Consider the following 26,521-nt stretch of genomic DNA (forward strand, 5'->3'; position numbering starts at 1 on the left):
GTGCCGCCCTTGCGCTCCCCGCGCTTGGGCTTCTCCAGCACGGAGGGGTCGGTCTCGTAGCCCTCGATGGTGGTGAAGGGGATGTCCTTGCCGATGAGCTTCTCGATCTCCTTGAGCGTCTTCATGGTCTCGCGCGTGACGAAGGAGATGGCGAAGCCCTCCTCGCCGGCACGGCCCGTGCGGCCGATGCGGTGCACGTAGTCCTCGGCCATGTCGGGCAGGTCGAAGTTGATGACGTAGTTCACCTCGGGCACGTCGATGCCGCGCGCCAGCACGTCGGTGGCCACCAGGATGTCGGTCTTGCCGCGGCGGAAGTTCTCCAGGGCGCGACGGCGGCGGCCCTGGGTCTTGTCGGAGTGGATGGACTCGGCGTGGAAACCGGCGGCCTCAAGCGCTTCGGCGCATTCCTCGGTGCGGTTCTTGGTGCGGGCGAACACGATGACGCGCTCGTGGCCCTTGTCGTTGAGCACCGCTTCCAGAAGCTCCTGCTTCTTGCGGTTGGCGATGGGCATGATGTACTGGGCCACGGTGGCAGCGGTCTCGCCGTTGCGGGCGATCTCGATGATGGCCGGGTCCTTCAGCAGGTTGCCCAGGTTCTTCTGGATGGAGCTGTCGATGGTCGCGGAGAACAGCAGCGTCTGGCGCTCGGCCGGCGTGTGCTCCACGATTTTGGTGACGTCGGGCAGGAAGCCCATGTCAAGCATGCGGTCGGCCTCGTCGAGCACGAGCACCTTTGTCTCGGACAGGTCGACCACGCCGCGGTCCATCAGGTCGTTCAGGCGGCCGGGAGTGGCGATGAGCACGTCGGTGCCGCCGCGCAGCTCGCGGATCTGCGGGCCGTAGGGCGTGCCGCCGTACACGGTGGTCACGAAGTGGCCGGTTTTGCGGGAGATCTGCATGCACGTGCGGCTGATCTGCTGAGCCAGCTCGCGCGTGGGGCTGACGACGCAAACGCGCGGTGCGCGGCCGCGGCCCTTCATACGCTCGAGCGTGGACAGCGTGGGCAGCAGGAACGCTGCGGTCTTGCCGGTGCCGGTGGAGGCGGCGGCGATGACGTCGCGGCCTTCCAGGATGTAGGGGATGGACTGCTCCTGAACGGGCGTGGGGGAGTCGTAGCCCATGCGCTCGACGGCGGCGAGCGCTGCCTCGGACAGGCCCAGTTCTGCAAATGCGGTCATGTAAGATCCGTTTCTCTTCGCGGAAGCAGCGCGCAGCAAACCAAGGCGTCCGGAAACGGGCGGCATCGGTTTCAGTCAAGCGCTTGCAACCTATGTACCAATTCATCGCACCCGCCCCAGGCGGCGTGCTTGCGCTTGACGCGAGCCGCTTTCTATATGCCTTGCGCGGTGCGTGGAAGAGCGCGCGAAAAGAAGATTAGAAAGAATTTCGTGAGAAGCAACCCGCTTATTATGATGGTGTTTTCACAAAAGGGAAACGCTTGAGCCCGAAAAGTCCGCGATTGTGCACGAATCTCCACGGCTTTCGGTCTTTTCTGCTGAAGTGGAGCAACTTTGTACCCGCCCCTCCACTGCGGGATATAATGGTAAGGCTATTGCCCCGAGACTTGAGAGGTTTATTCATGACATTGCTCGAGCTGCTTCAGCTTATGCGCAAGCATCTGAAGCTCATGATCGTCCTGCCTATCGTGTGCGCGCTTGCGACCGCCTTGGTCTGCTTCGTCGCGCTGCCCAACACGTATACCGCTTCCACCAGCATGTACGTGCTTGCGAAGCAGTCTTCGGCGAGCTCCGACAATGCTGCGAACTACTCCAACCTCAACGCCAGCCAGATGATGGCCAACGACGTGTCCACGCTGCTCAAGAGCGACCGCATCGAGGCCGACACCGCAAAGGACCTGCACCTCGAGTCGCTGAAGGGGTACTCCACCAAGGTCACCAGCGAGACCACCTCGCGCGTCATCACGCTTTCCGTCACCGGCACCGACCCGGATATCGCCGCCACCATCGCCAACGACATGGCCAGCAACGTCTCCAAGGTCGCGCAGCAGGTCATGGACGTCCAGTCGGTCAACGTCATCGATCAGGCCACGGCCCCCACGGCGCCCTCCGGCCCCAATCGTCCCATGTACATCGCCGTCGCGCTGCTCGCCGGCTTGTTCGTCGCCATCGCCATCGTCGTGGTGTCCGATATGCTCAACACGAAGGTGCGCAACGCCGACGAGATCGAAGACCTGCTGGGCCTGCCCGTCATCGGCCGCATGCCTGCTCTCAAGGGAGGTAAATAAGCTATGGCTCGCAAACCCAAAGGCGACGATATGGAGATGCAGAACGCCGCGAAGACCCTGATGGCCAATATCCGCTTCATGAGCGTCGATAACCCCATCAGTTCCCTGGTGTTCACTAGCTCCATTCCCAATGAAGGCAAGTCCACGGTCGCGTGCAACGTCGCCCGCGCCATCGCGTCCTCGGGCATGCGCGTGTGCCTGGTCGAGTGCGACATGCGCAACCGCACGCTGGCGGGCATGTTCGGCGTGCGCTCCACGGGCGGTCTGTATTCGGTGCTCTCCGATACCATGCCCATCCAGCAGGCCATCGTCTCCACCAACACCGAGAACATGTTCCTGCTCGATGCCGAGCCGCACATCCCCAATCCCGCCGACATCCTTGCCTCCAAGCGCTTCGCCGCGCTGGCCCATAAGCTTGAGCAGATGTTCGATTACGTCATCTTCGACACGCCGCCCGTCGGCATGTTCGTCGATGCCGCCGTGGTCTCCACCATCGTCGACGCCGCCGTGCTGGTGGTGCGCGAGAACTTCACGAAGCGCCAGGCCGTGCTGCAGGCCTACGACCAGCTGAAGAAGGCCGGCGGCAACGTAGTGGGCGTCGTCATGAACTACTGCAACGTCGAGAAGTCCGAGTACTACTACGCCTACTACAACCAGCAGGGCAAGCGCGAGAAGGGCACCTCTTCCGCGGTGAAGGTCGATTCCCGCAACCTCGGTCCCAACGTCCCGCGCGGCGGCGGTAAGCATGGCGGCGCCGCGAACCCCGCTAACTACGGACATCAGAACAACGGTGCTCGTAGAGGGTAGTCGACGTGCTTGACCTGCATTGCCATATCCTTCCCGGCGTTGACGACGGGGCAAGCTGCCTCGGCGAGAGCGTGCGCATGATCCATGCCGCGTACAAGGCCGGCATCACCGAGATCGTGTGCACGCCGCATTGCCGCGACCCGTACTTCGATTTCGATGCCATGTGGGATGCATTCAACCAGCTGGCCCCGCGTTCGCCCATCCCCATGCGCATGGGCTTCGAGGTGAACATCCGCAAGCTGCGCGAGCTGGGAATGGACTGGGCGCCCTACCTGTGCTTCCAGGATTCCAAGACGCTGCTGCTCGAGCTTTCCACGCATGCCACCAAACGCGATTTCGAGGAATACGAACGTGAGATCTATGAGCTGCAGGGCATGGGGCTCGACGTGATCATCGCCCATCCCGAGCGTTACAAGGCCATCCAGGAGGATGCCTCCATTGCGGCGCGCTTGGTCAGCTGTGGGTGCGTGTTGCAGGCATCGTCCGACTTTATCCGTGGCGGGCGTATGGGCAAGGAGCGCAAACCTGCCCAGCGTTTGTTCGAAGCCGGTTTGTATACCTACATCGGCAGCGATGCCCACTGCGTCGAGCACTACGAGGCGTTTTCCGAAGCGGTGTATAAATTCGGGCATATGTTGCGAACGGAATAGCCGGCAAAGGAACAGAATGGATCACAGGTTTTTCGGCCTGCCCTCCCAAACGGAGGGCGGGCCTTTTTTCGATAAGGAAGCGCGAACTGCACGAATGGGAGCGGCGAACAGGAGACGGGGGTGAGTGTGAACACGCCTCCGTTCCCTGTCTACGATATGCTTGCGAGTTGAGAGAGGAACGCTTGTGCGCACTATTTCTTTGGGATCTACCGGTATCGTCACGCCGCAGAATGCGTTCGGGGCGTTGCCGATTCAACGCGTTTCCGAGCAGGACGCCGTCGCATTGGTTTGCCGCGCGTTCGAGGGCGGCATGACCTTCTTCGACACGGCGCGGGCGTAGTCCAATAGCGAGGAGCGCGTCGGCCTTGCGTTCGAGGGCATGCGTGATAAGGTGGCCATCGTCACTAAAACCCAGGCCCGCACGCCCGAGGCGTTTTGGGAGGATCTGGAAACGTCGCTGCGCCTTTTGCGCACCGACCATGTCGATCTGTACCAGTTCCACTGCGTCGACCAGTACTACAAGCCCGGTGACGGCATCGGCATGTACGAGTGCGTGCTCAAGGCCAAAGAGCAGGGCAAGATCGCCCATATCGGTGTGACGGCGCACAAGCTTGAGGTGGCCTTCGAATGCGTGGAAAGCGGCCTGTATGAAACGCTGCAGTACCCGCTTAGCTACCTTGCCTCCGATCGCGAGCTTGAGCTGGTGGCCCTGTGCGAGCGGCGTAACGTCGGCTTCATCGCCATGAAGGGCCTGGCCGGCGGCCTCCTCAACAACGCCCGCGCCTGCATGGCGTTCATGACGCAGTCCCCCAACGTGGTTCCCGTCTGGGGCGTGCAGCGCGAGGAGGAGCTCGACGAGTGGCTTGCGTTCATGACCGCCACGCCGCAGCTCGATGACGGGATGCGCGCGTTCATCGCCTCCGAGCGCGCTGAGCTTGCCGGCGATTTCTGCCGCAGTTGCGGCTACTGCATGCCGTGCCCGCAGGACATCGTCATCAACCAGTGCGCCCGCATGTCGCTCATGATCCGCCGCGTGCCGTCGAAGGGGTGGCTTAGCGAAGAGTGGCAGCAGCGCATGGGCGTCATCGAGGACCGCACCGAGTGATACGCCTGCACCGCCCGCTGCCCTTACGAGCTGGATATTCCCCAGCTTCTGAAGAAGAACCTGGCCGATTACCGTGCCGTCCTGGCGGGAGCCGTCGACGTGAAGGGCGCAGGGGAGGAATAGCCTCAGGACAAGCTCGCCGCAGCATGTCATCCCTGGTAATTTGGCTTCTTATGTGGTTACATAATCGCTAGCAAGCGAAGCGGGCGCGCCCCTTTGGCGCGCCCGCTTTCACGTTCGGCGGGCTGAATAGGGGTTCACATGGAAGCTTGGCTGCAGGGGATCTTCGCCGACACGCCGGTGCTCACGGTGCCGTGGAGCATCGACTATTTCAGCGTCATCGCCGGCGTGCTCACCGGCGCGCTGTTCGCGTGCGATCGCAAGCTCGACATCATCGGCACGGTGGTGTGCGGCCTGATCACGGGTTACGGCGGCGGCGTGCTGCGCGACACGCTCATGCAGGGTACGGGCGTGTACTTCACCTCGCATCCCGACCTTATCGTCACCTGCATCCTCATCTGCGCGTTCGTGTTCTACTTCCGCGGCGTTTTCAAGCACCTTGAGGCAACGGTATTTCTAGCCGATGCGTTGTCGGTGGGCCTGTTCGCGTTGGCGGGCGCCTCGAAGGCGGTGGCCTTCGAGCAGGGCATGGTGCTGTCGGTCATCATGGGCGGCATCACTGCGGTCGGCGGCGGTGCTATCCGCGACATCTGCGTTGGCGAAGTGCCCGGCGTGTTCCAGCGCAGCAACTACTACGCCGTTGCGGGGCTTGGCGGCGCGGCGGTGTACGTGGTGCTGGCGCGCTTCGGGTGTCCCTTGGCGCTTGCGGGCATCGCATGCGTGTTTGCCGTGGTGGCGCTGCGTTATTGGAGCGTGTACTTCGATTGGCGCACAACCTCCGAGGCCGACCTGACGCCGCGTGTCGCCCGCGGTCTGCATTGCGCAGGCGAAGTGCTGTCGGGGCTTTTCCTGCACGGCGGCGACTCCGAGCGGCATCAGCGGCACGCCGGCGCGCGCATCGCGCGCGGTGCGAACCGTGATGACGAAGCGTGCGGGGGCGCATCGGGCTCCGGCGGCGATGCCGCGAACGGCGACTGGCCCGCCAACATGCGCTAAGCGGGGCATGGGGGTCTTGCGGCGATTGGCGCTGCGGGAAGCCCGCGTGCGCGGCGGCTGGTACAATAGCGCAATCGATCTACGTTATCTTGCAGAACCGAAAGGCCCCATCACATGGCTGATTACATCGAAGGCAAGCGCCCCGTCATCGAGGCGTTCCGCACCGGCGTCCCCATGCGCCGTATCCTTATGGGCGACTACATGAAGCGCGACCCCATGATCGAGGACATCATGCGCAAGGCCAAGCGCAACGGCGTGAAGGTCATCCAGGTGCCGCGCGACGAGCTTGACCAGAAGTCCGCCCGTGGCAGCCATCAGGGCGTTATGGCCGAGGCCGCGCCGTTCAACTACGTGGGCATCGGCCAGGTGGTCGACGCCGCCAACAGCTACGCCGAAGAGCATGACGGCCGCGCGCTCGTGGTCCTGTGCGACCACCTCACCGATGCGGGCAACCTGGGCGCCATCAGCCGCTCCTGCGAGGCCGTGGGCGCATCGGGCCTGGTCATTCCCAACAAGCGCAGCGCACGCGTCGAGGCTTCCACGTACAAAAGCTCTGCGGGCGCCATCACGCACGTGCCTGTGGCGCAGGTGTCCAACATCGTGCAGAGCATCCACCGCTTGCAGGAGGAGGGCTTCTGGGTGTGCGCCGCAACCGAGCACACCGACGACCTGGTGTGGAATGCGAACCTGAAGGGCAAGATCGCCATCGTCTTGGGCAACGAGCACGACGGCGTGTCCCGCCTGGTGCTCGAGCATTGCGACATGTACGCGAAGCTGCCGCTGGAAGGCGAGGTCGCCAGCCTGAACGTGGCGCAGGCCGCCACCGCCGTCATGTACGAGTGGCTGCGCCAGAATTGGGTTTCGCTGGCCTAACGGCCAGCGAACCTGCTCGACGTTGCGGGGCGCTCTCGCACCCCGCCTTCGACTTCAGCTGCACGGCATGGCCCAAAGGCCTATGCCCGCTTGCTTCATCCGAATTCGGGGCACGAGAGCGCCCCTCGCTGACTTTTAGTGAACCTGTAATGCGCAATACGTGAAAGGAGGGATGCGTGATGGCAAAGCAGCGCAAGAAGATCCTGCTGGTGGACGGCTACAATTATCGCTCCCTCCTATTTTCGAACCCCCTGTTCAGGGGGCTTTTTCATTTTTAGGGCGTGGAAACCTCCCGCACCCATGGCTCCGGATCCGACCGAAAGCCTACCTATCCCATGGGCGAACCGCGGAAATGCCCCCGATCGAGTTGTGTTTTTCTCTCCATATGGACCGTTTATGGAGAAAAGCGCCTTCGTTTGCCGCAAATCGCGCAACCCGCGCGTTGAAACTCCCCCTCAATGGGCATAAAGAGCCCCAGGCCGCCGCAGCCGGCGGCTTAACCTCCGAGACGGATGGCTTGGGAAGGAAGGAGTCGGGGTTTGGAAACGGTCAACAGGATCGTGGTGTCGGGGCTCGTGTTCGGGCCCGTGGAGTTCACGGAGCCGGACAGAGGGCCCGCGCACGCGCGCTTCTGCCTGTCCCAGGAGAAGGCGGCGGGCTCGCGCCGCGTCGAGCACAGGTTCCACTGCGTCGCGTTCGGCCCGGTGGCGATGGCCGTGGCGGCCTCCCTCGCCCCCGGCGTCGCCGTGGTGCTCGAGGGGGAGCTGGCCGAGACGAGGGCGGCATCGTTTCTCGACGGCCGTCCGAGGAGGGCCGAGGCCGGCGGGCAGAGCGAGATCAAGGTATCGACTTTCCTCAAGGTCGACGCGCGCTGATTCAGGCACGGGTCCAAACGGCCTGTGCCTTTTTCATCCCACGCATCAGCATACATACGCATGTACGCATATGCGCATATACGCAACCGCACATTTTCGTTTTTGCGTATTTGTGCGATTACGCATCTGCACATTTGGGTAGATACAGACACAGGATGCGGGCCTGGGCCCGCGATGGATGACCATGGAGGGATGGCATATGGGAAGGAAAGATTCCGCCGGGAATCAGGCCGGCACGGCGAGGATGACGGTCGGCGATAGGTTCTGGGCGCGGCGTATCCGCCCGATCTTCGACGACGGCGACCTCACGCTCGAGCAGAAGTCGGTCTTCTGCTGCATCGTGGCGCGCGATCCCATGTCGGTGGCGATTGAGTGCCCGGCGCGCGACATCGCGGCGGCCGAGGCCGGCCTGCCGCGCCGCGACTACGACGAGGCGCTGGCCGCGCTCGAGCGCGGCGGCTACATCGTCGATATCGTGACGCCCTACGGCGAGGACCGGGACGGGGAGCTCTGCATGGTCCCGATCCCCGCCGAGGTCGTGCGGGAGGGGGTGCAGTGCCGTGAGTAGCGCAAAGGAGCGCGGCATGGCGGCACAGCCCGCCGGCCGCACCCGCGACGAGCTCGACGAGACGTTCGAGATCCTGGACCGCGACGGCGCGGTCGTCGTCTTCGGCGGCGACCTCATGGAGCGCGGCTTCGGCATCGTCTCGGCCAAGGCGACCGAGGACACCCGCCTGTCGTCGTCGGCCAAGGGCGTCTACGCCTACTTCTGCGCCCATGCCGGCGCGGGCACCCATTCGCTGTTCCCGTCCGTGGACACGATCTGCACCCACCTCGCGATGTCGCGCAACACCTACTACCGCCACCGCCGAACCCTGGTCGAGTGCGGCTACATCAGCGTGCACCAGGGTCGCGCGCAGGGCCAAGGGCGCTATCTCTCGAACCGCTACGTGGTCAATGCCGAGATCCCCGAGGAGCGCCGTTTCGTGCCTGTCGATAACTCGAAATCGACTGAGGCGGGCGCTGTTGAAAACTTGCCGGGGGAGGGGGTCGAAAACGAGGTTATCAACAACCCGCAGGATTCACCGTGTACCAAAAATTGGTACACGGGCGACCAAACTAACGTTAGTTTGCAACTAGATTCACCGTGTACCAAAAATTGGTACACGGGCCCAACTGGGGAAACGATTTCACCGTGTACCAATTTTTGCGACACTAACAAGGATGTTGTTATTGATGTTAGTGGGAGAGGGCGCGCGGGCGCGCTGCCGTCTGTCGAAAACTCGGCGGTGTCGAAGGCCGCGGGCGACTCGGTCACGGTCGTGAAGGTCGCATCGGAGGCCGGCCTTGGGCTCGAGACGGAGGTCCCGGTCCCCAACGCCGAGGTGCTTGCCCTCATGCGCATGTCCATCGGCAAGGCGGAGGTCTTCGCCGACGTCGCCGAGGCTTATGCCCGCGCCCTCGCGGACGGCTGGACGCTTCCGCGCATCGGTCGCGCCTACGACACATACCGCCGCGAGTACGCGGCATCGCACACCGACGGCCGCTACATCATGTCGCTGCCCAAGTTCCTCGCCGCCGGAAACGGCCTGAGGTTCTACGACCTGAGGGCCGATCTCGTCGATTCCGGCGCCGTGGCCGCAGCCGAGGAGAAGGCCGCCCCGTCGAAGGCGCCGACCCGCGAGCAGGTCCGAAAGTACGTGCACGAGAAGGGCTATGACGCCCCCGACCCGGACAATCCCGCCTACCGCGTGATCGACCCCGACGAGTTCTTCGACTACTACGAGGCCACCGGCTGGGTCCGCGCGGGCGGCGTGCCGATCGTCCGATGGAAGAACGTCGTGAACACCTGGCGCCGCAAGCCCGCGCCGCGCTCCGCCCGTAAGTCCGGCCCGTCTGGCGCGAAGAGGGCCATGAGCGTCGCCGAGCGCGTGGCCGCCGACAGCGATTTCAGCGAGTTCAACGACGATTAGCTCAGACGGAGGGAGAACCGAGATGAACGACACGCAAGCGCAGGCGAGGCCGAAAAGGCCCGCGCTCGAGGAAGTCGAGGCCTACGTCCGCGGGAAGGGCTACGACGACCGCGGCTCCGCCAACGCCTTCTACGGCAACTTCTTCTATGCATACCACGATGCCCGCGCCTGGCGGCGCGCGGACGGCACGCCGGTGCTCGATTGGAGGGCGGAGGCGGACGCGTGGCACGAGATGGGGCCGCATTACCTCGAGCCGGAGCACCCGGCCCTCGCCGCGGCGCCCGTTCGGACTCCGGTGCCAGCGGCGCCCGTGCCCGAGGCCCCGGCTGCAACAGCCGCGCCGCTTCCCGTCGGCGGCGCCCTGCCTCCGCTCGAGATCGCGGACGTAGCCGCCCTCGCCGCGACCGATCCCGCGTTCCATGAGGCGGTCGTGCGCAAGACCGGCATCCCGCCGCGCTTCGCCCGCCGCATCGCCGAGGGAGTGGCCGCCCCGGAGCATGCCTACGACGCGCGCCTCGCGCACGGCGGCGGGCTGTACATCTACGGTCCGCGCGGGGTCGGCAAGACCGAGATGGCGTGCCGTATCGCCTACGACTACGCCGGTTCGCGCCTCGATCCCCGCTTCGGCAACTGGGCGTACCGGCCCGTCCCGAAGGGCAGGCCCAAGCACGGCGTCAGGTTCGTCGTCTCGGCGGACCTCATGACCGAGCTCCGCTCGACCTTCGACAAGGGCGGCGACAGCGAGGCCGACGTAATCCGCAGGTACGTGAACGTCCCGGTCCTGATCATCGACGACCTGGGCAAGGACTCCTCGACCCAGTGGGTGCTCGCGAAGCTGTTCCAGATCGTCAACGGCCGCTACGAGGCCGAGCGCGCCACGATCGTCACCAGCCAGTACACCCAGGCGGGCCTCGCCGCGGTGCTGTCGGAGTACGGCCGCAAGGAGGACGCCCTGGCTATCGTCTCGCGCCTGGCCGAGATGACCGAGCGCGTCAAGATGGACGGCCCGGACCGCCGCATGGCGCCCTGCGATGCCGAGGGGGCCGGGCGATGAGCCGCCGTGCCCCCCAGGAGGGGCGCAGCTACGAACAGGCCCTCTACTCCGTCGTCCTGCTGGTGCCGCGCCTCCCGCGACCCGAGCGCACCGGGACGGTGAGGGTCCTGCTCGACTTCATCGCCGACCTCTGGGAGCTGGACCGGTCGCGCGTCGATGCGGACTTCGCATCGCTCGTCCGCGGGCTTCCTCGCTGACGTCCGCATGGGTATGCACATGCGCGTCCGCACATCTGCGCGTTTGCGCATGCGCATACCTGCGCAGATACACACATACGAGGGCGCACGGCCGCGCGCCCTCCCTGAGGGATTGGGGTTTCCCGTGGAGAAGATCGAGGACATGTCCGCCGGCGAGGCCGAGGAGCACATCGCCGCGCTCTACGGCGACGAGCTGTACGGGCTCGAGCTCGACGGCGAGGTATCGGGCGAGGGCGCCATGCGGTGCGCCTGCTCGCCGGTCCATGACGAGGTGAGGGGCATCTGCGATATGCTGGGGCTGGACTTCACCCGCGTCGACCGGATCGCGACCGGGCGCGCCGGGATGCTCTGGGCGGGCGAGGGGATGCCGCACCGCTTCGACGCGTGCTTCGAGATCCGCGACATCGCGCGGCGCCTGCGCGCCCTGCGGCCCGACGGCGCTTCCCGTTCGGAAAGCCCCGACCCGCACCGCCGGCCCCATCGGTGATCGGCGCTAGCATTTTGCAGAAGGACACGCATGGGCCAGATGCGCCTGGGCAATGGAATGGAGTTTCAAGATGGACGGGCAGATGATCGAGGGCATGCTGGGCGACGCACTCGAACGTGAGATCATCACGGCGAAGATGGTAGACGGGGCGTATCCTCCCGCCGTCGCAGTCGGGATCCTTGACGGCCGCGGCGGCGAGATCGGCTTCGGGCATGGGGAAAGCCAGCTGACGGTGATTCTCCCTGACATCGGGGACTGCGCGCGCTTCGTCGACTCATGCAAGGCCCTCGGCGGCAAGGTGCCGTTGGGAACCTATGGCGGCGAACTTGTCTCGGCGATGGCCCGCGAGCTCGAGCGCGAGGAATCCGCCCCCGCGCTCGCCGCCCTGGAATCCGCCCTGGATGGCGCGAGGCGAGGCGGCTATTGCGTATTCGACCGGGGCATCCACGATGACGTCCCGGACCCCGGCCTGGTCTACCTGTGCTCGACCTACCCGGCGGCCGTCCGCCTGAAGGATTCCCTGGACTCCGTCCGTGCCCAGGGCAACGACCCCGACTGCCGCACGCTGGGCGTCTACCGCGTGGTGGACGGGCACGATTACTTCATCATGGGGGAACTGTACGGCGACACGCAGGCGGACGCATACGCCGTCCACGGCGACCTTGCCGGGGACTGGGGCGCCGGCGAGGTCGCCTTCCGCATCTCCGACCTTAAAGCGAAGACGTTCTCGTACGATATCGATGCCGACGGTGGGCAGAAGGCGTCGACGCTCGTCTACTACACCGATGAGGGGGCCGACCCGGTCCTCTTCCAGCAGGCCGACGGCGACTGGCGCCTGGCGAGCGACAACTTCCTCGCGGAGAACGCGATCGTCGAGGACTTGGAGCGGGCCTATACCGGCGAGATCTCGCCGGTATATCTCAATCGGGATATCGTCGACATGGAGGAGATGGCCGAGGCCTACGGCTGGGTGAGGCCGGAGAGGACCCCGGCCTCCATCGCCGCCGTCGCCCGGAAGGCCGCCGCGTCCTCGGCAGCCGAGAAGCCGTCGCCCGGCAAGGTCGCCGACGCTGCCAGCGAGGTCTCGAAAGACTCCGCGCCCCGGCACTGATACCATGGGGGTGCGGATGCGCCCGCAGGCGCTTTGGCATACACACGCAAACGCTCAACCGCGCATCCGCACATACCCATACATCCGCATCCGCATATATGCGTAAAGGTGGCACGCCATGATCGGGAACGTTCTGAAACCCGACGGCACGGTGCATATCGAGCAGCAGGTCGGCAACATGCGATACGATCTCACGACGGGGCAGGTGGATACGGTGGTCCCCGGGGCGGGCGCCACGAACCTCGTCTTCGGCGCCGACGGCCGCCCGCACGTCGAGCTCACGACCGGCAGCATTCGCCAGGGTCTGGGCAGGCCCGGTTTCGATACGCTCCTGCAGGTTCCGCAATCGCGCATACGCATACACGCACATATACGCAGTTGCGCATACGCACACTCGCACAATGGAACACATGCACGTCGGCATATCTACGCACATGCACATAGCCGCACACGCGCCCATCGGGCTCCCGCCCCGGTGGGCGCCCTGTTTTTCCAATCGTTTTCAGTTCCGGTGTTTAAGCCTCTGCATACGGGGAATAACCACCTGAGGGGAAACGGACAGCGCCGAGGGAGGGCGCGCACCGGAATATTTCGGAAGGAATGGAGAACTGAAATGAGAATGTCCGCAAGGGCGCTGAAGCCGCTCGCCGCCATGGCCATAGCCGCAGCATCGTTCGGCTGCATCGCGCCCGCGGCTTACGCCGAGAACGCGACCGCCGCCGTGATCTCCGACGACGGCGGCCATGTCGTCGTCGACGTCGACCTGAACGGAAGTGCGCCCGTCGGCGACGCGACCGAACAGGCCGATATGAAAAGCAGTCAGGGCGAATCGGTTTCCGACGCGGAACCGGACGAGGCCTTGAAAGCATTCGAGGCCCTGATGACGGCCAACGACATCATTATAAGATCAGCGTTTTACTACATCTTACTGCCGTCTCTCTTCGCGATGGCCTTGCCTCTCCTCTTATACGAATTGCTGGAGCTACATGATCGCCGCCGCCTTTGAGTCCCGACGGTTGGACTGAACCGGTGCCGTGCCGATCGTGAGCCCGGCCCGCGCTCGACGAAGTTGTCTATAACCGGGCGGCTCTGCCCGAGCCGCCCTTGAAGGGAAGGAAACCCTATGATGCTTTTCGAATCTTTGATCTTCAACCTGCTCCCCGCAGCCGTCGGTATCATGGTTCTCGTGCTGGTGTTCGAGAGCTGCTGGCGCAAATGCCCGCCGGATAAGCTCATGATCGTCTCCGGCGCCGGCAAGATGCGCTCCGTCTCCGGCAAGGGCACCTTCGTGATCCCGCTCCTCCAGCGCGTGGACACCCTCTCGCTGGGTGCCGTGCAGGTGCAGCTGACCACCGAGAACGATATCCCGACGCAGGACGCAATCCTCATCCACGCCTGCGCGGTCGCCAACTTCCAGATCGGCCAGACCCCCGAGCTGATCGAGACCGCGTCCAAGAACTACCTGAATTTGGACAAGGAGGAGATGACCCGCCAGGTCACCGAGGTCATGCTGGGCAAGATGCGCGAGGTCATCGGCCAGATGGACCTCAAGGAGCTCATGCGCGACCGTGAGAGCTTCAACGCGAAGGTCTTCGGCGGCTCCAAGGATGACCTCGCCAACCTCGGTCTCGAGCTGCGCACCTTCAACGTCCAGGACTTCTCCGATTCCCAGGGCATCATCCGCTCCATGGGCGCCGACCAGGCGGCCGAGATTAAAAAGGAAGCCGAGCTGGCGCAGATCAAGGCGGCCGAGGAGGTCGCCATCCGCCAGAACCAGCTCGACTTGAAGCAGGCCGACTTAAAGAAGCAGGCCGACAAGGCGAAGGCCGAGGCCGATATGGTGAAGTCCACCGTGACGGCCGAGAAGCAGCGCGAGCTCTACATCGCCCAGCAGGAGGCCGAGATCGCCGCGGAGACCAAGAAGGTCGAGCTCGCCGAGCGCCAGGCGGACGTGAGGGAGCGCGAGCTGAACGCGACCGTGAAGAAGCAAGCGGAGGCCGACCGCTACGCCGCCGAGCAGGCGGCAGAAGCCGATCTCTACAAGCGCACGAAGCAGGCCGAGGCCGCCCGCATCGAGCGCCAGAACCAATCCGACGCCGAGCTGTATTCCGCCCAGAAGGACGCCGAGGGCATCCAGGCCCGAGCGAAGGCCGAGGCCGAAGCTACGCGCCTGAAGGGCGAGTCCGAGGGTGCGGCCGAGAAGGCCCACGGCGAGGGCGTCGCGGCGGGCATCAAGGCCCAGGCCGAGGCGTACAACGGCATGGATAACCCCTACCTGCTCGCCAGCCGCTACATCGACATCATGCCCAAGGTAGCCGAGCAGGTTGCGAAGCCCCTCACCGCCGTCGATTCCATCAAGATGTACGGATCGGGCAACGCGCAGAAACTCGTAAAGGAGACCACCTCGATTGTCGACCAGGTCGCATCCGGCCTGAAGGACAGCACGGGAATCGACCTGCCGTCCCTGCTGAACGGCCTGATCTCGAACCCCGATATCGATGCCGACTCCGCCAAGAACTCGGTGGAGTGATGGTCGTCCCGCTGATCGCCTCGGCCTTGCTGCTCGATTTCTTCGGCTGCATGATGCCCCTGGCATTGGTCGAGGACACCAAGGCATTTAAGGTCGGCGTGTTCCTGATTTGGGCGGCGCTGGTGGCGGATTCCGTCCTGATGGGCTTGTTCTATCCGAGGGAGCTGGCGGGGGTGAATCCCCTGTTGGCGGCAGGTCTCGAATCGATATGCCTCATCTGCGCCATGTATCCCCTGCATGGGTTCGCATCGAACTTGGCTCCCTGTGGCATCCGGGTCGATACTGCCGCGGCCCTCGCCTTTATAGACTTCCTCGTGACCGCTGTGGGATATGTCTCCCTGCTCTTGGGTACGATCTGGCTTATATTCTTCTAGGCTCGCAGGCATATGAACCTGTCGACCATCAAGCCGGAGGGTTCCGAGGAGTAGTACCGGCGCGGGCCGCCCGCACGTCGCGCAGACCGTCGGGCGGCCTTTTACATCGAAGGGGAGTGTGTCCCATGGAGGGGAAACGAAACCGCGGCGAGGTGACCGCCGAGCTTTCCGAGAAGGTATGGGCGAGGCTGAGGCGGAAAAGCTCATGCGAGACCGGCGCCGGTTTTCCCGTATAGATCACCGGCACATCTGTCCGGATGCATATCCGCACATCGGCATACATACGCCGAGGCACATACGCGCACACGCATATATACACACCAGCACCATTGCACATATGCGCGCACGCATAAAGACATAGACGCACAGATGAACAGGCCGCGACCCCTTACGAGATCGCGGCCTGTTCTCGGACCGAAGTCCCGCCCATGAAAGAAATCCGCGATGCCCGCATGGGAAAGACAAGCCGTTCGGCTGCGCGGGACCCACATCATTCTGAGGCTATCGTACCCGTTTGCGCATCGGGGTATACGGGCGCGCGGGGAAATGCGCGGAAGCATATCCGCCCCGCTTTCCAAAACTTCCTATAGTTTCTGCGAAACCCCCGTTCAGCGTATATTTTTTCGCTTGCGCGGGTATCAATTCGCCGTTACTGGTCGAACGGATGACGGGATATGGAAATGGCAGACGGTGACCGCTTTACACCGGAACAGGCCGAGGCGCTGAGCGCGCTGAGGGACGGGAGGAACGTGTTTCTCTCGGGCAACGCCGGCACGGGTAAGAGCTACGTGCTCAACGCCTTCATATCGGACCTGAAGGCGCGCAATGTCGATTTCCTCGCCCTGGCGCCCACCGGCATCGCCGCGCTGAACCTCACGGACGGCTCGACGATCCACCGCACGCTGAAAATCGCGCCGGGGGTCTGCGCCCCCGATGGCCCCAAGGGGTCCCGCAAGGTGCTCGACGCCGCGAAGGTAATCATCATCGACGAGATCTCGATGTGCCGCATCGACCTGTTCGACCACGTGATGGGGATGATCTCCCAGTCCATGACGCGCAACGGCGCGAAGCAGGTGGTCCTCGTCGGCGATTTCTTCCAGCTGCCGCCGGTCGTGACCGAACGCGACTCCGCGCTGCTGATGAAGTTCTATCCCGGAAACCTCCAGGGCTGGTGCTTCAAGTCGAGGTACTGGACCGGCTTCGATTTCGAGCCGCACGTCCTCAAGACGGTCGTGCGCCAATCCGACCCCGATTTCATCGACAACCTGAACCGCGCCCGCGTCGGCGACGCGTCGTGCCTCGATTACTTCAACGCGCACTCGAAGAGCTCCCGCGCCTACCTGCCGAAGGACACGCTGGTGCTGTGCGCCAACAACCGCATCGCCGATTCGATCAACCGCGAGAACGTCGACGCGCTCGACGCACCGAAGGTCGAGTTCGCGGCCGCCGCGACCGGCACGGTGTCAAACGGCGACAAGATGGCGCCGGAGAGGATCGTCCTGTGCCGCGGCGCCCGCGTGATGTCGCTCGTGAACAGCCCGCAGGAGGGTTACGTCAACGGCACGCAGGGCACCGTCACCGACGCGTCCGCGGACGCCGTGACGGTCAAGTTCGACGGGGTGGACGAGAAGGTCCGCATCGAGCGGCACAGATGGGAGATCAACAAGTCCGAGGCCGTCGTCGAGATGGACGAGGAGGGCAGGCCCGTCAACAGGGTCAAGACCGCCGTCGTGGGCACATATACCCAGATCCCGCTCAAGCTCGCCTACGCCATCACCATCCACAAGTCGCAGGGCCTGACGTTCGATGCCTGCTGCGTCCACACGAAGGTCTTCGCCGAGGGCCAGCTGTACGTCGGCCTGTCCCGCGTGCGCTCCGCCGCCGGCCTCACCGTGTTCCCCAAGATCGAGCCGAACCGCCTGATCGCCAGCCGCGAGGTCGTGGAGTTCTACGATTCCCTCGAGCACAGGATGGAGGAGCCGGTCCAAATCGAGTGCCCGCGCCGCTACGAGTCGCGGGTCCGCGCCTACATCCGAGACCTCATGGACGGCAGGGACCCCGACGCCCCCCCGCCTTCCGCCCTGGAAGGCGCCCTGGAGAACAGCAAGGGAGGTGCCCCGGAACCGGGGACCGAAAGGCCGGCTCGAACCCTCGAAGAGAAGATTGGGGCGGATATAGTTGCCCGTGCCACCTTCGCCCTCAAATTTGCAGTTTCGGGCGCCATGTCCAAGGACCATCTGGAGGCCAAGATGCTCCTTGCCGGGTACGTACTTGATTGGGGACGCGCTCCGCATGAGCTCTATGTCGTCTGCAAGGAGGGCGGTTATCGCGTCAGCGCATCGGAACTGGGCATCCGGCGCTCCGAGATTGAGGCGAGGATCGCGAAAAACTCCGGCTTCGACTTGGGCTCCGCTCGTCGTCAGCCGAGCCCGTCCGACTCTCGTCCTGGGAAGCGGAAGGGCCCGGCGAAAGAGTCCGCCGGTCGCACCCGAAATACACGCAAGGCGAATAAGCGGTAGCGACAACGGAAATGGGAAGGCCGAATCTCCCGGCCTCCCCATTTCATTTTCGCGGGCGGGTCGCTACCGTCTGCCGGTGAGCTCCCAGTCCCAGATATACTCCTCGACCTGCTCGGCGAGATGGAGCGGGGCGGGAAGGTTCACCCTCATATCGTTCTTGTAGAGCTGCACCATGCAGCCGCGCAGGGCCTCGGCGTATTTGACGCTGGCAAGCGCCTCGGCCTCGCCGCCGGGCGACAGAAGGCAGTACTCGTTGATCGTCTTCTCGCAGAACGCCGCGGTGGGCGAATCGTACTTCGATCCGCGTGCGGACCATTTGTACTGGGCGTCGCCCGGTCGCGGGGCCAACGCGAGGAAGTAGCCGTCCATCTTGAAGAGTCCCTGCTTGTCGCGCCTGTTCGGCACGGTGCCGTCGTCTGCGCCGCTCGCGGCCACCTCGTCCGTGAACCAGTCGGGGACCTCGCCGTTGAGACCGGAGCGTATACGCAGGATGCGCAGCTTGCTGCCCGCGAGGTCAAGCGGCTCCTCATAACCGGTCGGTCCGTAGCTCAAGGGTCCCGACTCGAGGCCGGAGTCGCTGATGCCGGGCCACCAGTCTCTCTGGCGGATGCGGCCGTAGGAGTTGACGAGGAGGAGTTCCGGTCTGTCGCCGGTGGCGCGGACTATGCCGTGGAGCATCCTCTTCAGGGCCATTCCGTTCGCCCGCTTGCAGGAGTCCGGAAAGCCCTCGGAACCGCTCAGCCGGGCGAACTCGATGAGGGCGCGCCAGTACGGTAGGCTTCCGTCAGGTAGGAGGGGGCAGTACACGGTGACGGCACCGCTTCTCATGTCCTGTCGGACGCAATAGGGGAAGCTCGCCCGCGCCTTGCCGTTGCCGGAGTTGTAGACCTTCAACCCTATCGCCGGGATCGAGATATCGATGCCGCGCGAATTGCGTGCCGGTTCGGGTACGAAACCGAGCTGACGCATGAGGTCGCGGACGGCGACGCGCGCGCGGATCTCGGGACTGTCCTTCGAGTCCTCGGGTTCGATGAATTGGGTCAGGCGCCCGGTTTTCGCGAACGCGATGCGCAGGGCGCGCTTGGGGTCTCCGCCGTCGTCTTTGCCCTTGGGCTTGTAGCTCTCGGCGCCCGGCAGGACCACTATGCACGCGGTCGGGTCGGTCGCCTCGGGAAGCGCGGCGGCGACTTTGCGCCAGCGGATCTTCGCCTGGCTGTCGCCGGTATTCTCCATGCGGTTCAGGAGTTCGTTTGCCGGGATGTTATCGATCTCGACCTCGAAGCCGTCGACGGCCCCCTCCCCACCGAGAAAGCGGGAGATCTCGGCCCTTGCCATATCGAGGAGCCGGGCATCGTCCTGGTTGCCGATCAGCTGGAATACGGCCCTGTCCCTGCCGGTGCAGCGGGCGAGTCTGGCGCGGTTGGCCCGGCCCCAGGCGTCCTGTCTCGCCCGTGCGCTGACGGGGTCCTTGTCCCAATCCGCCTGCCTGGGTTCCTCTATGGACGCCTTGAGATGGGTCAGTTGAAGCGAGTCGAGCGCACCGACGGGCTCCGCGATATCTTTGAGCCGAGCCGCGACGGCCTCGAAGAACATGGCCTTGTCGATGACGGATGCCCCGCTTGCGACCGAGGGCTTCGATGCCCAGGAGGCGGTCATCGCGTAGGGGGATAGGATCTGCGGCTGCGAGCCGTCGCGGGCGTACCTGCCCATGTCCTCAAGATACTCGCGGACTGCGGGCAATCCGGTCCCGCTGGCGAACTCGTAGTTCGCCAGGGCCGCGGGGTCCCAGGCCAAGTCGCGCTTCTGTTTGTCGTAGCCGTAGGGGACGACGCGGAGCGTGCCGCCTTCCGTGCGGACGTAGGCGTTGACATCGTGTTTGAGGAACGGGTCGTCCTGCCATGGCTTGCCGATGAAGCGGCGGACGGCGACATCCATGTTGAGCCTTGCCTTGCGGCCGACCGGCAGCGTCTCGACGTGGAATCTGAGGGCGAACGCCCACGGGTCCTCCTTGTGCCAGTGGATATCGGAAATCAGCTCGTAGACGTTTCCGTTTCCGCGTGAGACTCTGCTGAAGTTCTCGACCATGCCGTTGGCGAGTTCGAGGGGGATGTCGGCGATGGCGTCGGCGACTTGCGCGGAGAATGCGGGGAAGGTGAGCCCGCCCGTGGGACGGCCGTCGCCGCTGAACAGGCAGATCTCTTCGCCACGCACGGCCTCCTCGAACGTCTCGGGGTGCAGCATCCCCATAACCTTGCGGAAAGCCGGGGATTGGGTATCGATGTCCTTGCGGGAGGAGATCCAGACCGCGATGACGTTGCATAGCTTCGCGAGATCAATGGGGGCGAGGGCGATAAGCCAGCTGTCGGTATGTACGTTGGGGCGTACGGGGTTCAGCTCGACGGCCCGGTCGAGCCAGCAGCGCAGGTCGTCCTTGAGGACTTTGGTGTTGAGGTAGCCGCCCTCTTTCCTCGGGGGCATGAGCGTGAAGAGGGCGTCGCGCAGGCTGTCGGGCAAGCCGACGACGTGCACGGTCGTCTTGGTGTCGGGGACGGGTGCGAATGACATGAGGTGCAGCTTAGAGTCCGACATTTCCGATTCCTTTCCTGAATGACTCGTAGAACGGCCCGTAGAGGGCTTTGGCGACCTCCGGCTGGTCGCTATCGTGCATGAGGCGTTCCATGTAGGCGCCGAGCTCTTCCAGGGTCCTGAACGAGAGCTTCCCGTCGCCGCCGCGGAAGGCCGCATCGGCGAAATAGACATGCGGCGCGGGCCTTTCCTTATCGGCAAGCCTCGCCAGGCGCCCGAATATCTGGATGATCGTGACCATGAGCGTGGAGATCGCGTCGTCTACGAGGAATTGCCTTCCCATGGTCCTCCATGCGCCCATGGGAAGGTTCTCGTCCCGCTCCATGGTCTTCCATGTGCGCCAGGCGGAGGCCCTGACCTCGGTCGCGAACTCCCCGGGATTGGCCGGGTAGTCGCCGACCTCCCTTTCGATGAGGCCGTTGAGCTTGCGGTATCGCCCGCCGAGGTCGTGCGGTGTGCCCATCGGGCGCACCGAGAAGATGAGGCTCGTGAACACGGCATGGCCGCCGCGGTCGACGATATTGAAGCCGCGCTCGATGGCCATGGCCGGCGCCACGAGCACTTTGGCCGGATGGTCGCAGAACTTGTAGACTTCGCTCCGGGGCACGAAGTGCTCCCTGTGCTCGTGGTTGTTGCGCACCAGGGCCGCGACCTTGATTGCCTGGCCCTTGCGTCGGAACTCTTGCTCGATGCGGTCGCGTGCGTCCTCGGCCTCCCGGTAGCTGTTCACGATGACCAGGGCCTTTCCCGCGCCATCCGCGTCGAGTTCGTCCCTCAACGTGGCCATGGTCTGCGATAGGACGATGCCGAGGTTGCCGGAACGCATCTCGGCGGCGCTGCCGGACACGTTCTGCTCGATGCCGAGGTCCCTCACGGTCGAGGTGGAGAGCTTGGCCGCCTTCCACGGCTCCGCCTCGAGGAGGTAGTCGACCGGCCTGTTCACGTGGTATTGCAGGCAGCCGGGCTCCCAGCTCGAACCGGAGAGCAGGAGCGCGTGCGGCCCCAGCGCCGCCCCGGCGGGGTCGGTATCGAGCCAGGGCAGCGAGCACATGAAGGCCCGCCCGAAGGCGAACTGCCGGAAAAGCCTGAGGTCGTTGCCGTCGAGCTTCATCCCGAAGATGTTGCCGATCAGCGAGTTGGGGAGATAGTGCTGCTGGCGCGTGTAGCTGAACTTGAGGAAGTTGTACAGCTCGTCGACGGAATCGTCCTTGAAGCTGAGGAGGTCCTGCGCGGAGGCGAGTTCGCGCAGATACGAGTCGAACCGGATGACCTTGAGGGCGAAGGAGAACCTGGTCCGCAGCTCGTCGGGAAGCTCCGAGCATCCGCGTGCAGCGAGGTATTCGTTCAACGAGTAGCTGTGGGTGTCGTCGTCGATGCCCTCGCAGGAGGTCGCGACCGCCTGCGAGAGCTTGTTGAGGGCCGCGTCGCCGCCATCGAGGCTCTTCTTGGCAATCTCGAATCTATAGGGGTTGATGAGTTTGTCGGCATCCTCGTAAACCTGTTTGGGAAGGCCCTGCTCCAGGAGGTCGTTCAGAAGCGAGAGCGACGTGAACGCCTCGTCCTTGACGATGCGCCATTTCGCCACGCGGTCGTCCCTGACGGATTTGAGCAGCGCCTTCGCGACGGGCTCGGATTTCTGGCGCAGGTCGTAGAAAAGCTCCTCGTTGAAGTCCCTCATCTTGTCGTCCGGGCGCCGCTTCATGGCCGCGGCTGTCGGGTCGGCGGCGTTGCGGATGAGCTCCTGGAAGCTCATGCTAGGGGCGAAGCAGCCGTCGAGCTGCGCCTGCACGCGGTCCGCCTCATCGAACAGGACGACGTCGAACTGCTGAAGGGCCTCCTCGAAGAATGCCTTGCGCTCCCTTCCGACGATCATGGTGGCGAAGCCGGTGGGAGTCGTGACCACGACGTCGGATGTCAGGGACTCGCGGGCCATGGCCTGCGATGGGCACACGTCCCAGTACGGGCATGAGTTCGCGCCGCCCTTCTTGGACCGGAGGCCGCGGCATGGCGTGCTGCCGTATCCGCAGGCCTCGGGATCGGAAAAGGAGAGCCCGTCCATGATGCAGGCGGTCTCCAGGTATTTGGATGCGGAATGGCCGAGGAGCATGGAGTCATCGTGGTCGAAGAACTCGTCGAGCCGTTCGATGCGCCTGCCGCGCGACACCAGGGGCGAGGCGCTGATTCCCGCCTCGCGAAGCAGGATGACGCTTTCCATCACGTCCGATACCGAGTTGAGCAGGGATACCGCGCGCAGGCCGCGCTTCGCGAGGCAGACGATGAGCATGTTGGCGAGGACGGACTTGCCGGCGCCGACGAGGCCGACGAGGCTCACGACCTCATCGAGGCGCAGGCCGTCGGCGACGGATGTGCCGCCGCCGCGGGCCCGCTTGAGGAGCCCCTGGTCCTTGACCCTTCTGAGCACGGCGGCGTAGTGGGTCTTCCCGGTCTTCTCCCCGACTTCGTCCGCGGTCGAGATGAGCTCGTCGAGGGTGATATCGATGGGCGGGCGCCTGCTCTTGCGGGGGATATCGTCAATCTTGCCCGTTTGGGGCGGCACGGCATCGGGTATGGTCACCCAACGGATCGATCCGGTTACCGTGGTATCGCCGGTCGCCTCGGGCTTGCATGTGTAGGAATACCGTCCTTTGGGTCTCGCGACCACGTTTTTATGGGAGAGTTTGACATCGCCGAGGAGGCGGTCTATATAGATCGGCATGCGGTCGATCCCGGTAAGGGGGTGCTCGCGCAGGGCCATTCCGCCGTTGGCGATATCGAAGAACCGGTACCGCTCATATTCCGCGCGCTCGTAGAGGCCCAGCAGTCGCCGCCAGGCCGTGGATGAGGCCAGCGAGAACAGGTGTCGGCGCGCCATCTGCATGAGGTGGCCGTCCGCGCCGATGGTCTCGGGCCTGATGAGCTGGTAGTTCGATAGGAGCCTGTCGGCCTTTCGGGGATCGGCTCCGGGACCGCATACGCGTACCGCGAGCGCGAGCAGCGACTCCACATTCAGGAACTCGTCGAGGGATAGGTCGCTGTCCTCGGGATAGCGCACCTCGAGATTGCGCTTCAGCTGGTCGAAGCCTTCCTGGGCTGTATCATTCGGCTCGTTCATCGCGTGCCTCCCTTCGCGGCGGCATTGAGTCGTTTCGAGAAGTTGCGCAGCGTTTCGCATGAATAGCCGGTCTTGCCGCGCAGGACGGCATTGCATAGCGCGCGATATCCGGGATGGTCCCGTTCGACTTGGTCCGGCACGACATAGGCCACCTCGTCCGCGCACATCTGGGTGATGCCGGTGTCGTCCTCTATCTCGCGGGCAAGCCGCTCGGCGCGGCCGTATGCTTTGGCGTCGACGGCAAGCTGTCGGCCGTCCGGCAGATGGATCAGGATGTCGCAGGTGTCCTTGAGGGGCCACATTTCGTATTTCAGACCGAGGCCCGCTGCGGCCTCGGCGATCGCCAGCTCGAGCTTTCCGGGGGAAGAGATGTAGTGCATGACGCCGCGGGATAGGCGGAAGGCGTCGTGCGCGACGCTGTCCAGCTTGTCGAAATCGCCTGTGACGGCCTTGGCGCACGTCGCCGATGAGCAGTGGGGCTGCTTGCCTCGCATGGTCATCGTCCAGCCGCAATTCGGGCATACTTTTGCGGCGCCCGGGACAGGTTCGTAGGCCATGGAGACGAATTCCTGCAACCACACCGGGTCGATGGTGTCGGCTTCGCCCTGGTCGAGGGGGTCGGGGTCGCCCAGGACGAGCCCCGTCTTGATCCTGACGTATTCGTTCCAGGTGAGCAGCGGGTGGCGGATGAGCATCCTGCGTCCGTACACGTATTGCTCCTGGGTGCCGGCTCGGAGGAATTCATACACCCTGCGTTCCTGATGGCCGCCCAAGAGGTCGTTTTCCGCAAAGCGCAGCACCTCGTAGCATTCCGACGTCGCGGCGAAGTAGTCGCCGTCTACTGACGCCAGGGGCCCGATCTCGATGGACCGGCGCCCTTCGACGGCTTCCCTGCACTCGTCGCGCCACCGGGCCGTCCACTCGCGCACGTCTGACGCTGCGCTGTTCCTGATGAAATCGGACTCATTGAACGTCGGCAGCAGCTCTTCCGCATCGTCGGAGCACTCGGCGCACAGCGCGGCGAGGATATTCATGCCGTGTCTGAATGCCTGGCTGTAGGGATACCTATGCGGGTCGGCCTCGTAGAGGCCGTCCTTCTCGGCGATGCCGTATGCGATGAGGAATACGGCGGTCTCGAAGCGGTTGGCGATATCGCGGGCTTTGCCGGCGGCTTCGGCCGCGGCGATCGGGTCGGACATGGACCACCTCTTTATTGGAATTGGCATACACAGCAGCTTTGATACCCGTCCCCGCCGCGCTTTACACGCCCCTACCGAAACTCGACGGATAAAAATGCCCCCGCACCGGCTCGAATCGAGTGAAAGACTTCCCGCACACGGGGTAGAAACAGCTGGGACGGTACACATCCGCGCGAAAGGTCGGACATGTCTAGGGTGGCCTACGGGCAAAAGGGATACAGCGGCGCTTCCATGAGCGTGAACGCGCGGGCGGCCTACGAGGCGGGGGAGATGCCCCGCTCGAAATGGACCAAGGCGGCGATCCTCGGCGCCTTGAGGGGCTACTGCGATGAGATGGACCTGCTCTACGACCCTGCGGTCGAGTCCGAGACCAAGGCCGCGCTCTTCGACCGGTTCATCGCCTACTCGTCCTGGCACCACACCGGCGCCTACGCCCGCGAGACGGAGTTCTTCGCCCTGGACGAGGCCGCCGTGGTCGGGGCGTTCCGCGAGCTCGGGCCCGAGGAGGCGGCCGAGCGCGACCGGATCCGGGCGCAGGCTGCGGCCCGGGTGCAGGAGGCGGAACGGCATCGGAGGGAAGCGGAATGCCTATTCGAGTACCGCTTCTCCTGCTCCCCATATAGCGCCATGGCGTACGAGGCGTTCCATCCCGAGCTGTGCGAGCGCCGCGTGAGCAAACGCAGGAAGCAGGAGCTCGTCGTGTACCGGCTGCCGGACGGCAGCGAGCCGTCGGGCTATGCGGAGATGTCCGTCCCGGCGGACTATGCGGACAGCAGCCATGTCGTGCCGTCGGTTTTCATATCCGGCACGGGCGGGGATCGCGCGTGGCGCGATATCGACTTCGACGAGGCCGAGCGGAAATTCGCCGCGGCGGCGAGAAGGGCCGCGGCCTTTCGCGAGGGGAGACCGAAGCTCGTGCAGGACGAGGCCAGGCGCGCTGCGATACGTGAGACTCGGCACCGCGCCTGCACCGCCCCCATTTTGAAGAGCATAAAGGAGATTCACAGGTGACGGGGAAGAATGTCTATACGATGACGGCGATGACGAGGCGAGCGTTCGTGGGCCTCGCGGTCATGGCGGCGCAGGCCGGGCTCGCGGGCTGCGTGAGGAACGGGGCGCCGGACGCCGGCTCCTCCGACGACGGCGCCGGGAAGTCGGGCGATGCCGGCACCTCGTCGCCGTTCGCGCCGCAGCAGTCCGCCCAGGCGTCCGTGGACGGCATCTCGATCGACCGCGTGACGATCGAGGAAGGCACGGGGCCGGACGGCAAGCCGTTCCGCTACATCCGGGTTGCCTATATCTTCGAGAACGTCACGGACTCGGACACTGTCGCACCCTATACCGACATCAACGCATACCAGGACGGGATCAAGCTCGACAGGTCCTACAAGGTGCAGGATCAGCGGGCGCAGAAGCAGATCGAGCCGGGCGGGAAATTGAAGTCGTTCACGGCGTTCGCCCCCGATTCCGAGACGGTTCCGGTCACGGTCAAGGTGATGGCGCCCGGCGAGAAGGAGCCGAGGTCGGAGCGATGCTACTGCATCGTGAACCCGGGCCTGCAATAGGCCGCCCCGCTCGCACGTCCACACATATATGTATATGCGCGTCTATGCGTTTACGTACATGCGCATATGGGTAGACTCACATCGAATAGAGACGAAACGGGAGGGGATGGTCCGCACGGCGCCGTTCATCAGTGAAAATATCG

23 protein-coding genes and 1 pseudogene are annotated in these 26,521 nt (G+C 64.4%); 20 read left to right on the forward strand and 4 right to left on the reverse strand.

Annotation, left to right across the window (positions count from 1 at the left end; translation table 11 throughout):
* Positions 1-1,178: DEAD/DEAH box helicase (locus DW178_RS05550; protein ID WP_147363823.1), on the reverse strand; the 1,178-nt coding region annotated here is incomplete at its 3' end.
* A gap of 401 nt (positions 1,179-1,579) precedes the next feature.
* Here DW178_RS05550 and DW178_RS05555 point away from each other — a divergent pair.
* From DW178_RS05555 to DW178_RS05635, 18 genes and pseudogenes are all read left to right on the forward strand, one after another.
* The gene (locus DW178_RS05555; protein WP_118350083.1) at positions 1,580-2,245 is read left to right on the forward strand and encodes a YveK family protein; all 666 of its coding nucleotides are present in this window, start codon (positions 1,580-1,582) and stop codon (positions 2,243-2,245) included.
* Positions 2,246-2,275: 30 nt separating this feature from the next.
* A complete protein-coding gene (locus DW178_RS05560) occupies positions 2,276-3,052 on the forward strand; it encodes a CpsD/CapB family tyrosine-protein kinase (RefSeq protein WP_286168529.1) in 777 nt (258 codons plus the stop codon).
* Positions 3,053-3,057: 5 nt separating this feature from the next.
* Positions 3,058-3,702 carry a CpsB/CapC family capsule biosynthesis tyrosine phosphatase gene (locus DW178_RS05565; RefSeq protein WP_118350085.1) on the forward strand — a complete coding sequence of 215 codons (645 nt, stop codon included), beginning with the start codon at positions 3,058-3,060 and terminating at the stop codon, positions 3,700-3,702.
* 184 nt (positions 3,703-3,886) lie between these two features.
* On the forward strand, positions 3,887-4,042 hold the full coding sequence (locus DW178_RS11535; protein WP_286168531.1) for a hypothetical protein: 156 nt from the start codon (positions 3,887-3,889) through the stop codon (positions 4,040-4,042).
* A gap of 18 nt (positions 4,043-4,060) precedes the next feature.
* A pseudogene (locus DW178_RS05570) lies at positions 4,061-4,807 on the forward strand (aldo/keto reductase); the annotation flags it as partial.
* A 261-nt stretch (positions 4,808-5,068) separates the two neighbouring features.
* Positions 5,069-5,923 (forward strand): trimeric intracellular cation channel family protein, encoded by an 855-nt coding sequence (locus DW178_RS05575; protein ID WP_118350086.1) that lies wholly within the window; start codon positions 5,069-5,071, stop codon positions 5,921-5,923.
* Positions 5,924-6,037: 114 nt separating this feature from the next.
* Positions 6,038-6,796: a 23S rRNA (guanosine(2251)-2'-O)-methyltransferase RlmB gene (gene rlmB / locus DW178_RS05580; RefSeq protein ID WP_118350087.1), complete on the forward strand. Its 759-nt coding sequence runs from the start codon at positions 6,038-6,040 to the stop codon at positions 6,794-6,796.
* A gap of 512 nt (positions 6,797-7,308) precedes the next feature.
* Positions 7,309-7,671, forward strand: coding sequence for a single-stranded DNA-binding protein (locus DW178_RS05585; RefSeq protein ID WP_118350088.1), 363 nt, complete (start codon positions 7,309-7,311; stop codon positions 7,669-7,671).
* 199 nt (positions 7,672-7,870) lie between these two features.
* Positions 7,871-8,239: a hypothetical protein gene (locus tag DW178_RS05590; RefSeq protein ID WP_147272559.1), complete on the forward strand. Its 369-nt coding sequence runs from the start codon at positions 7,871-7,873 to the stop codon at positions 8,237-8,239.
* Positions 8,240-8,255: 16 nt separating this feature from the next.
* Entirely contained in the window at positions 8,256-9,644 is a 1,389-nt protein-coding gene (locus DW178_RS05595) for a helix-turn-helix domain-containing protein (protein ID WP_118350089.1), read from the forward strand.
* Positions 9,645-9,666: 22 nt separating this feature from the next.
* The gene (locus DW178_RS05600; RefSeq protein ID WP_118350090.1) at positions 9,667-10,698 is read left to right on the forward strand and encodes an ATP-binding protein; all 1,032 of its coding nucleotides are present in this window, start codon (positions 9,667-9,669) and stop codon (positions 10,696-10,698) included.
* A complete protein-coding gene (locus DW178_RS05605; RefSeq protein WP_114526616.1) occupies positions 10,695-10,895 on the forward strand; it encodes a hypothetical protein in 201 nt (66 codons plus the stop codon). Before DW178_RS05600 ends, DW178_RS05605 begins: the two co-directional genes overlap by 4 nt.
* 124 nt (positions 10,896-11,019) lie before the next feature.
* Positions 11,020-11,382, forward strand: coding sequence for a hypothetical protein (locus tag DW178_RS05610; protein WP_118350091.1), 363 nt, complete (start codon positions 11,020-11,022; stop codon positions 11,380-11,382).
* Positions 11,383-11,434: 52 nt separating this feature from the next.
* On the forward strand, positions 11,435-12,493 hold the full coding sequence (locus DW178_RS05615; protein WP_118350092.1) for a hypothetical protein: 1,059 nt from the start codon (positions 11,435-11,437) through the stop codon (positions 12,491-12,493).
* Between the two features lie 118 nt (positions 12,494-12,611).
* The gene (locus DW178_RS11540) at positions 12,612-13,499 is read left to right on the forward strand and encodes a hypothetical protein (RefSeq protein ID WP_286168532.1); all 888 of its coding nucleotides are present in this window, start codon (positions 12,612-12,614) and stop codon (positions 13,497-13,499) included.
* Between the two features lie 117 nt (positions 13,500-13,616).
* A complete protein-coding gene (locus DW178_RS05625; protein WP_118350093.1) occupies positions 13,617-15,023 on the forward strand; it encodes a flotillin family protein in 1,407 nt (468 codons plus the stop codon).
* Positions 15,023-15,397, forward strand: a complete 375-nt coding sequence (locus DW178_RS05630) for a hypothetical protein (protein WP_035585818.1) — start codon at positions 15,023-15,025, stop codon at positions 15,395-15,397. Before DW178_RS05625 ends, DW178_RS05630 begins: the two co-directional genes overlap by 1 nt.
* Before the next feature lie 674 nt (positions 15,398-16,071).
* Complete coding sequence (locus DW178_RS05635; RefSeq protein WP_118350094.1) at positions 16,072-17,916, forward strand: ATP-dependent DNA helicase; 1,845 nt, start codon at positions 16,072-16,074, stop codon at positions 17,914-17,916.
* 63 nt (positions 17,917-17,979) lie between these two features.
* Here the strand turns inward: DW178_RS05635 and DW178_RS05640 are convergent, their stop codons facing one another.
* From DW178_RS05640 to DW178_RS05650, 3 genes are read right to left on the reverse strand one after another with little or no spacing between them, the layout of a single operon-like run.
* Positions 17,980-20,505 carry a pPIWI_RE module domain-containing protein gene (locus tag DW178_RS05640; RefSeq protein WP_118350095.1) on the reverse strand — a complete coding sequence of 842 codons (2,526 nt, stop codon included), beginning with the start codon at positions 20,503-20,505 and terminating at the stop codon, positions 17,980-17,982.
* A complete protein-coding gene (locus DW178_RS05645) occupies positions 20,492-23,614 on the reverse strand; it encodes a pPIWI_RE_Z domain-containing protein (protein WP_118350096.1) in 3,123 nt (1,040 codons plus the stop codon). Before DW178_RS05645 ends, DW178_RS05640 begins: the two co-directional genes overlap by 14 nt.
* On the reverse strand, positions 23,611-24,813 hold the full coding sequence (locus DW178_RS05650) for a restriction endonuclease-related protein (RefSeq protein ID WP_118350097.1): 1,203 nt from the start codon (positions 24,811-24,813) through the stop codon (positions 23,611-23,613). The genes DW178_RS05645 and DW178_RS05650 overlap by 4 nt, the downstream gene beginning before the upstream one ends.
* A 186-nt stretch (positions 24,814-24,999) precedes the next feature.
* Between DW178_RS05650 and DW178_RS05655 the strand changes: the two genes are divergently transcribed.
* Positions 25,000-25,824 carry a hypothetical protein gene (locus tag DW178_RS05655; RefSeq protein WP_118350098.1) on the forward strand — a complete coding sequence of 275 codons (825 nt, stop codon included), beginning with the start codon at positions 25,000-25,002 and terminating at the stop codon, positions 25,822-25,824.
* Positions 25,821-26,378, forward strand: a complete 558-nt coding sequence (locus tag DW178_RS05660) for a DUF5067 domain-containing protein (RefSeq protein WP_286168533.1) — start codon at positions 25,821-25,823, stop codon at positions 26,376-26,378. The genes DW178_RS05655 and DW178_RS05660 overlap by 4 nt, the downstream gene beginning before the upstream one ends.
* Positions 26,379-26,521: the final 143 nt, after the last annotated feature.

This window comes from Eggerthella sp. AM16-19 (genome assembly GCF_003474385.1).
GTDB lineage: Bacteria > Actinomycetota > Coriobacteriia > Coriobacteriales > Eggerthellaceae > Senegalimassilia.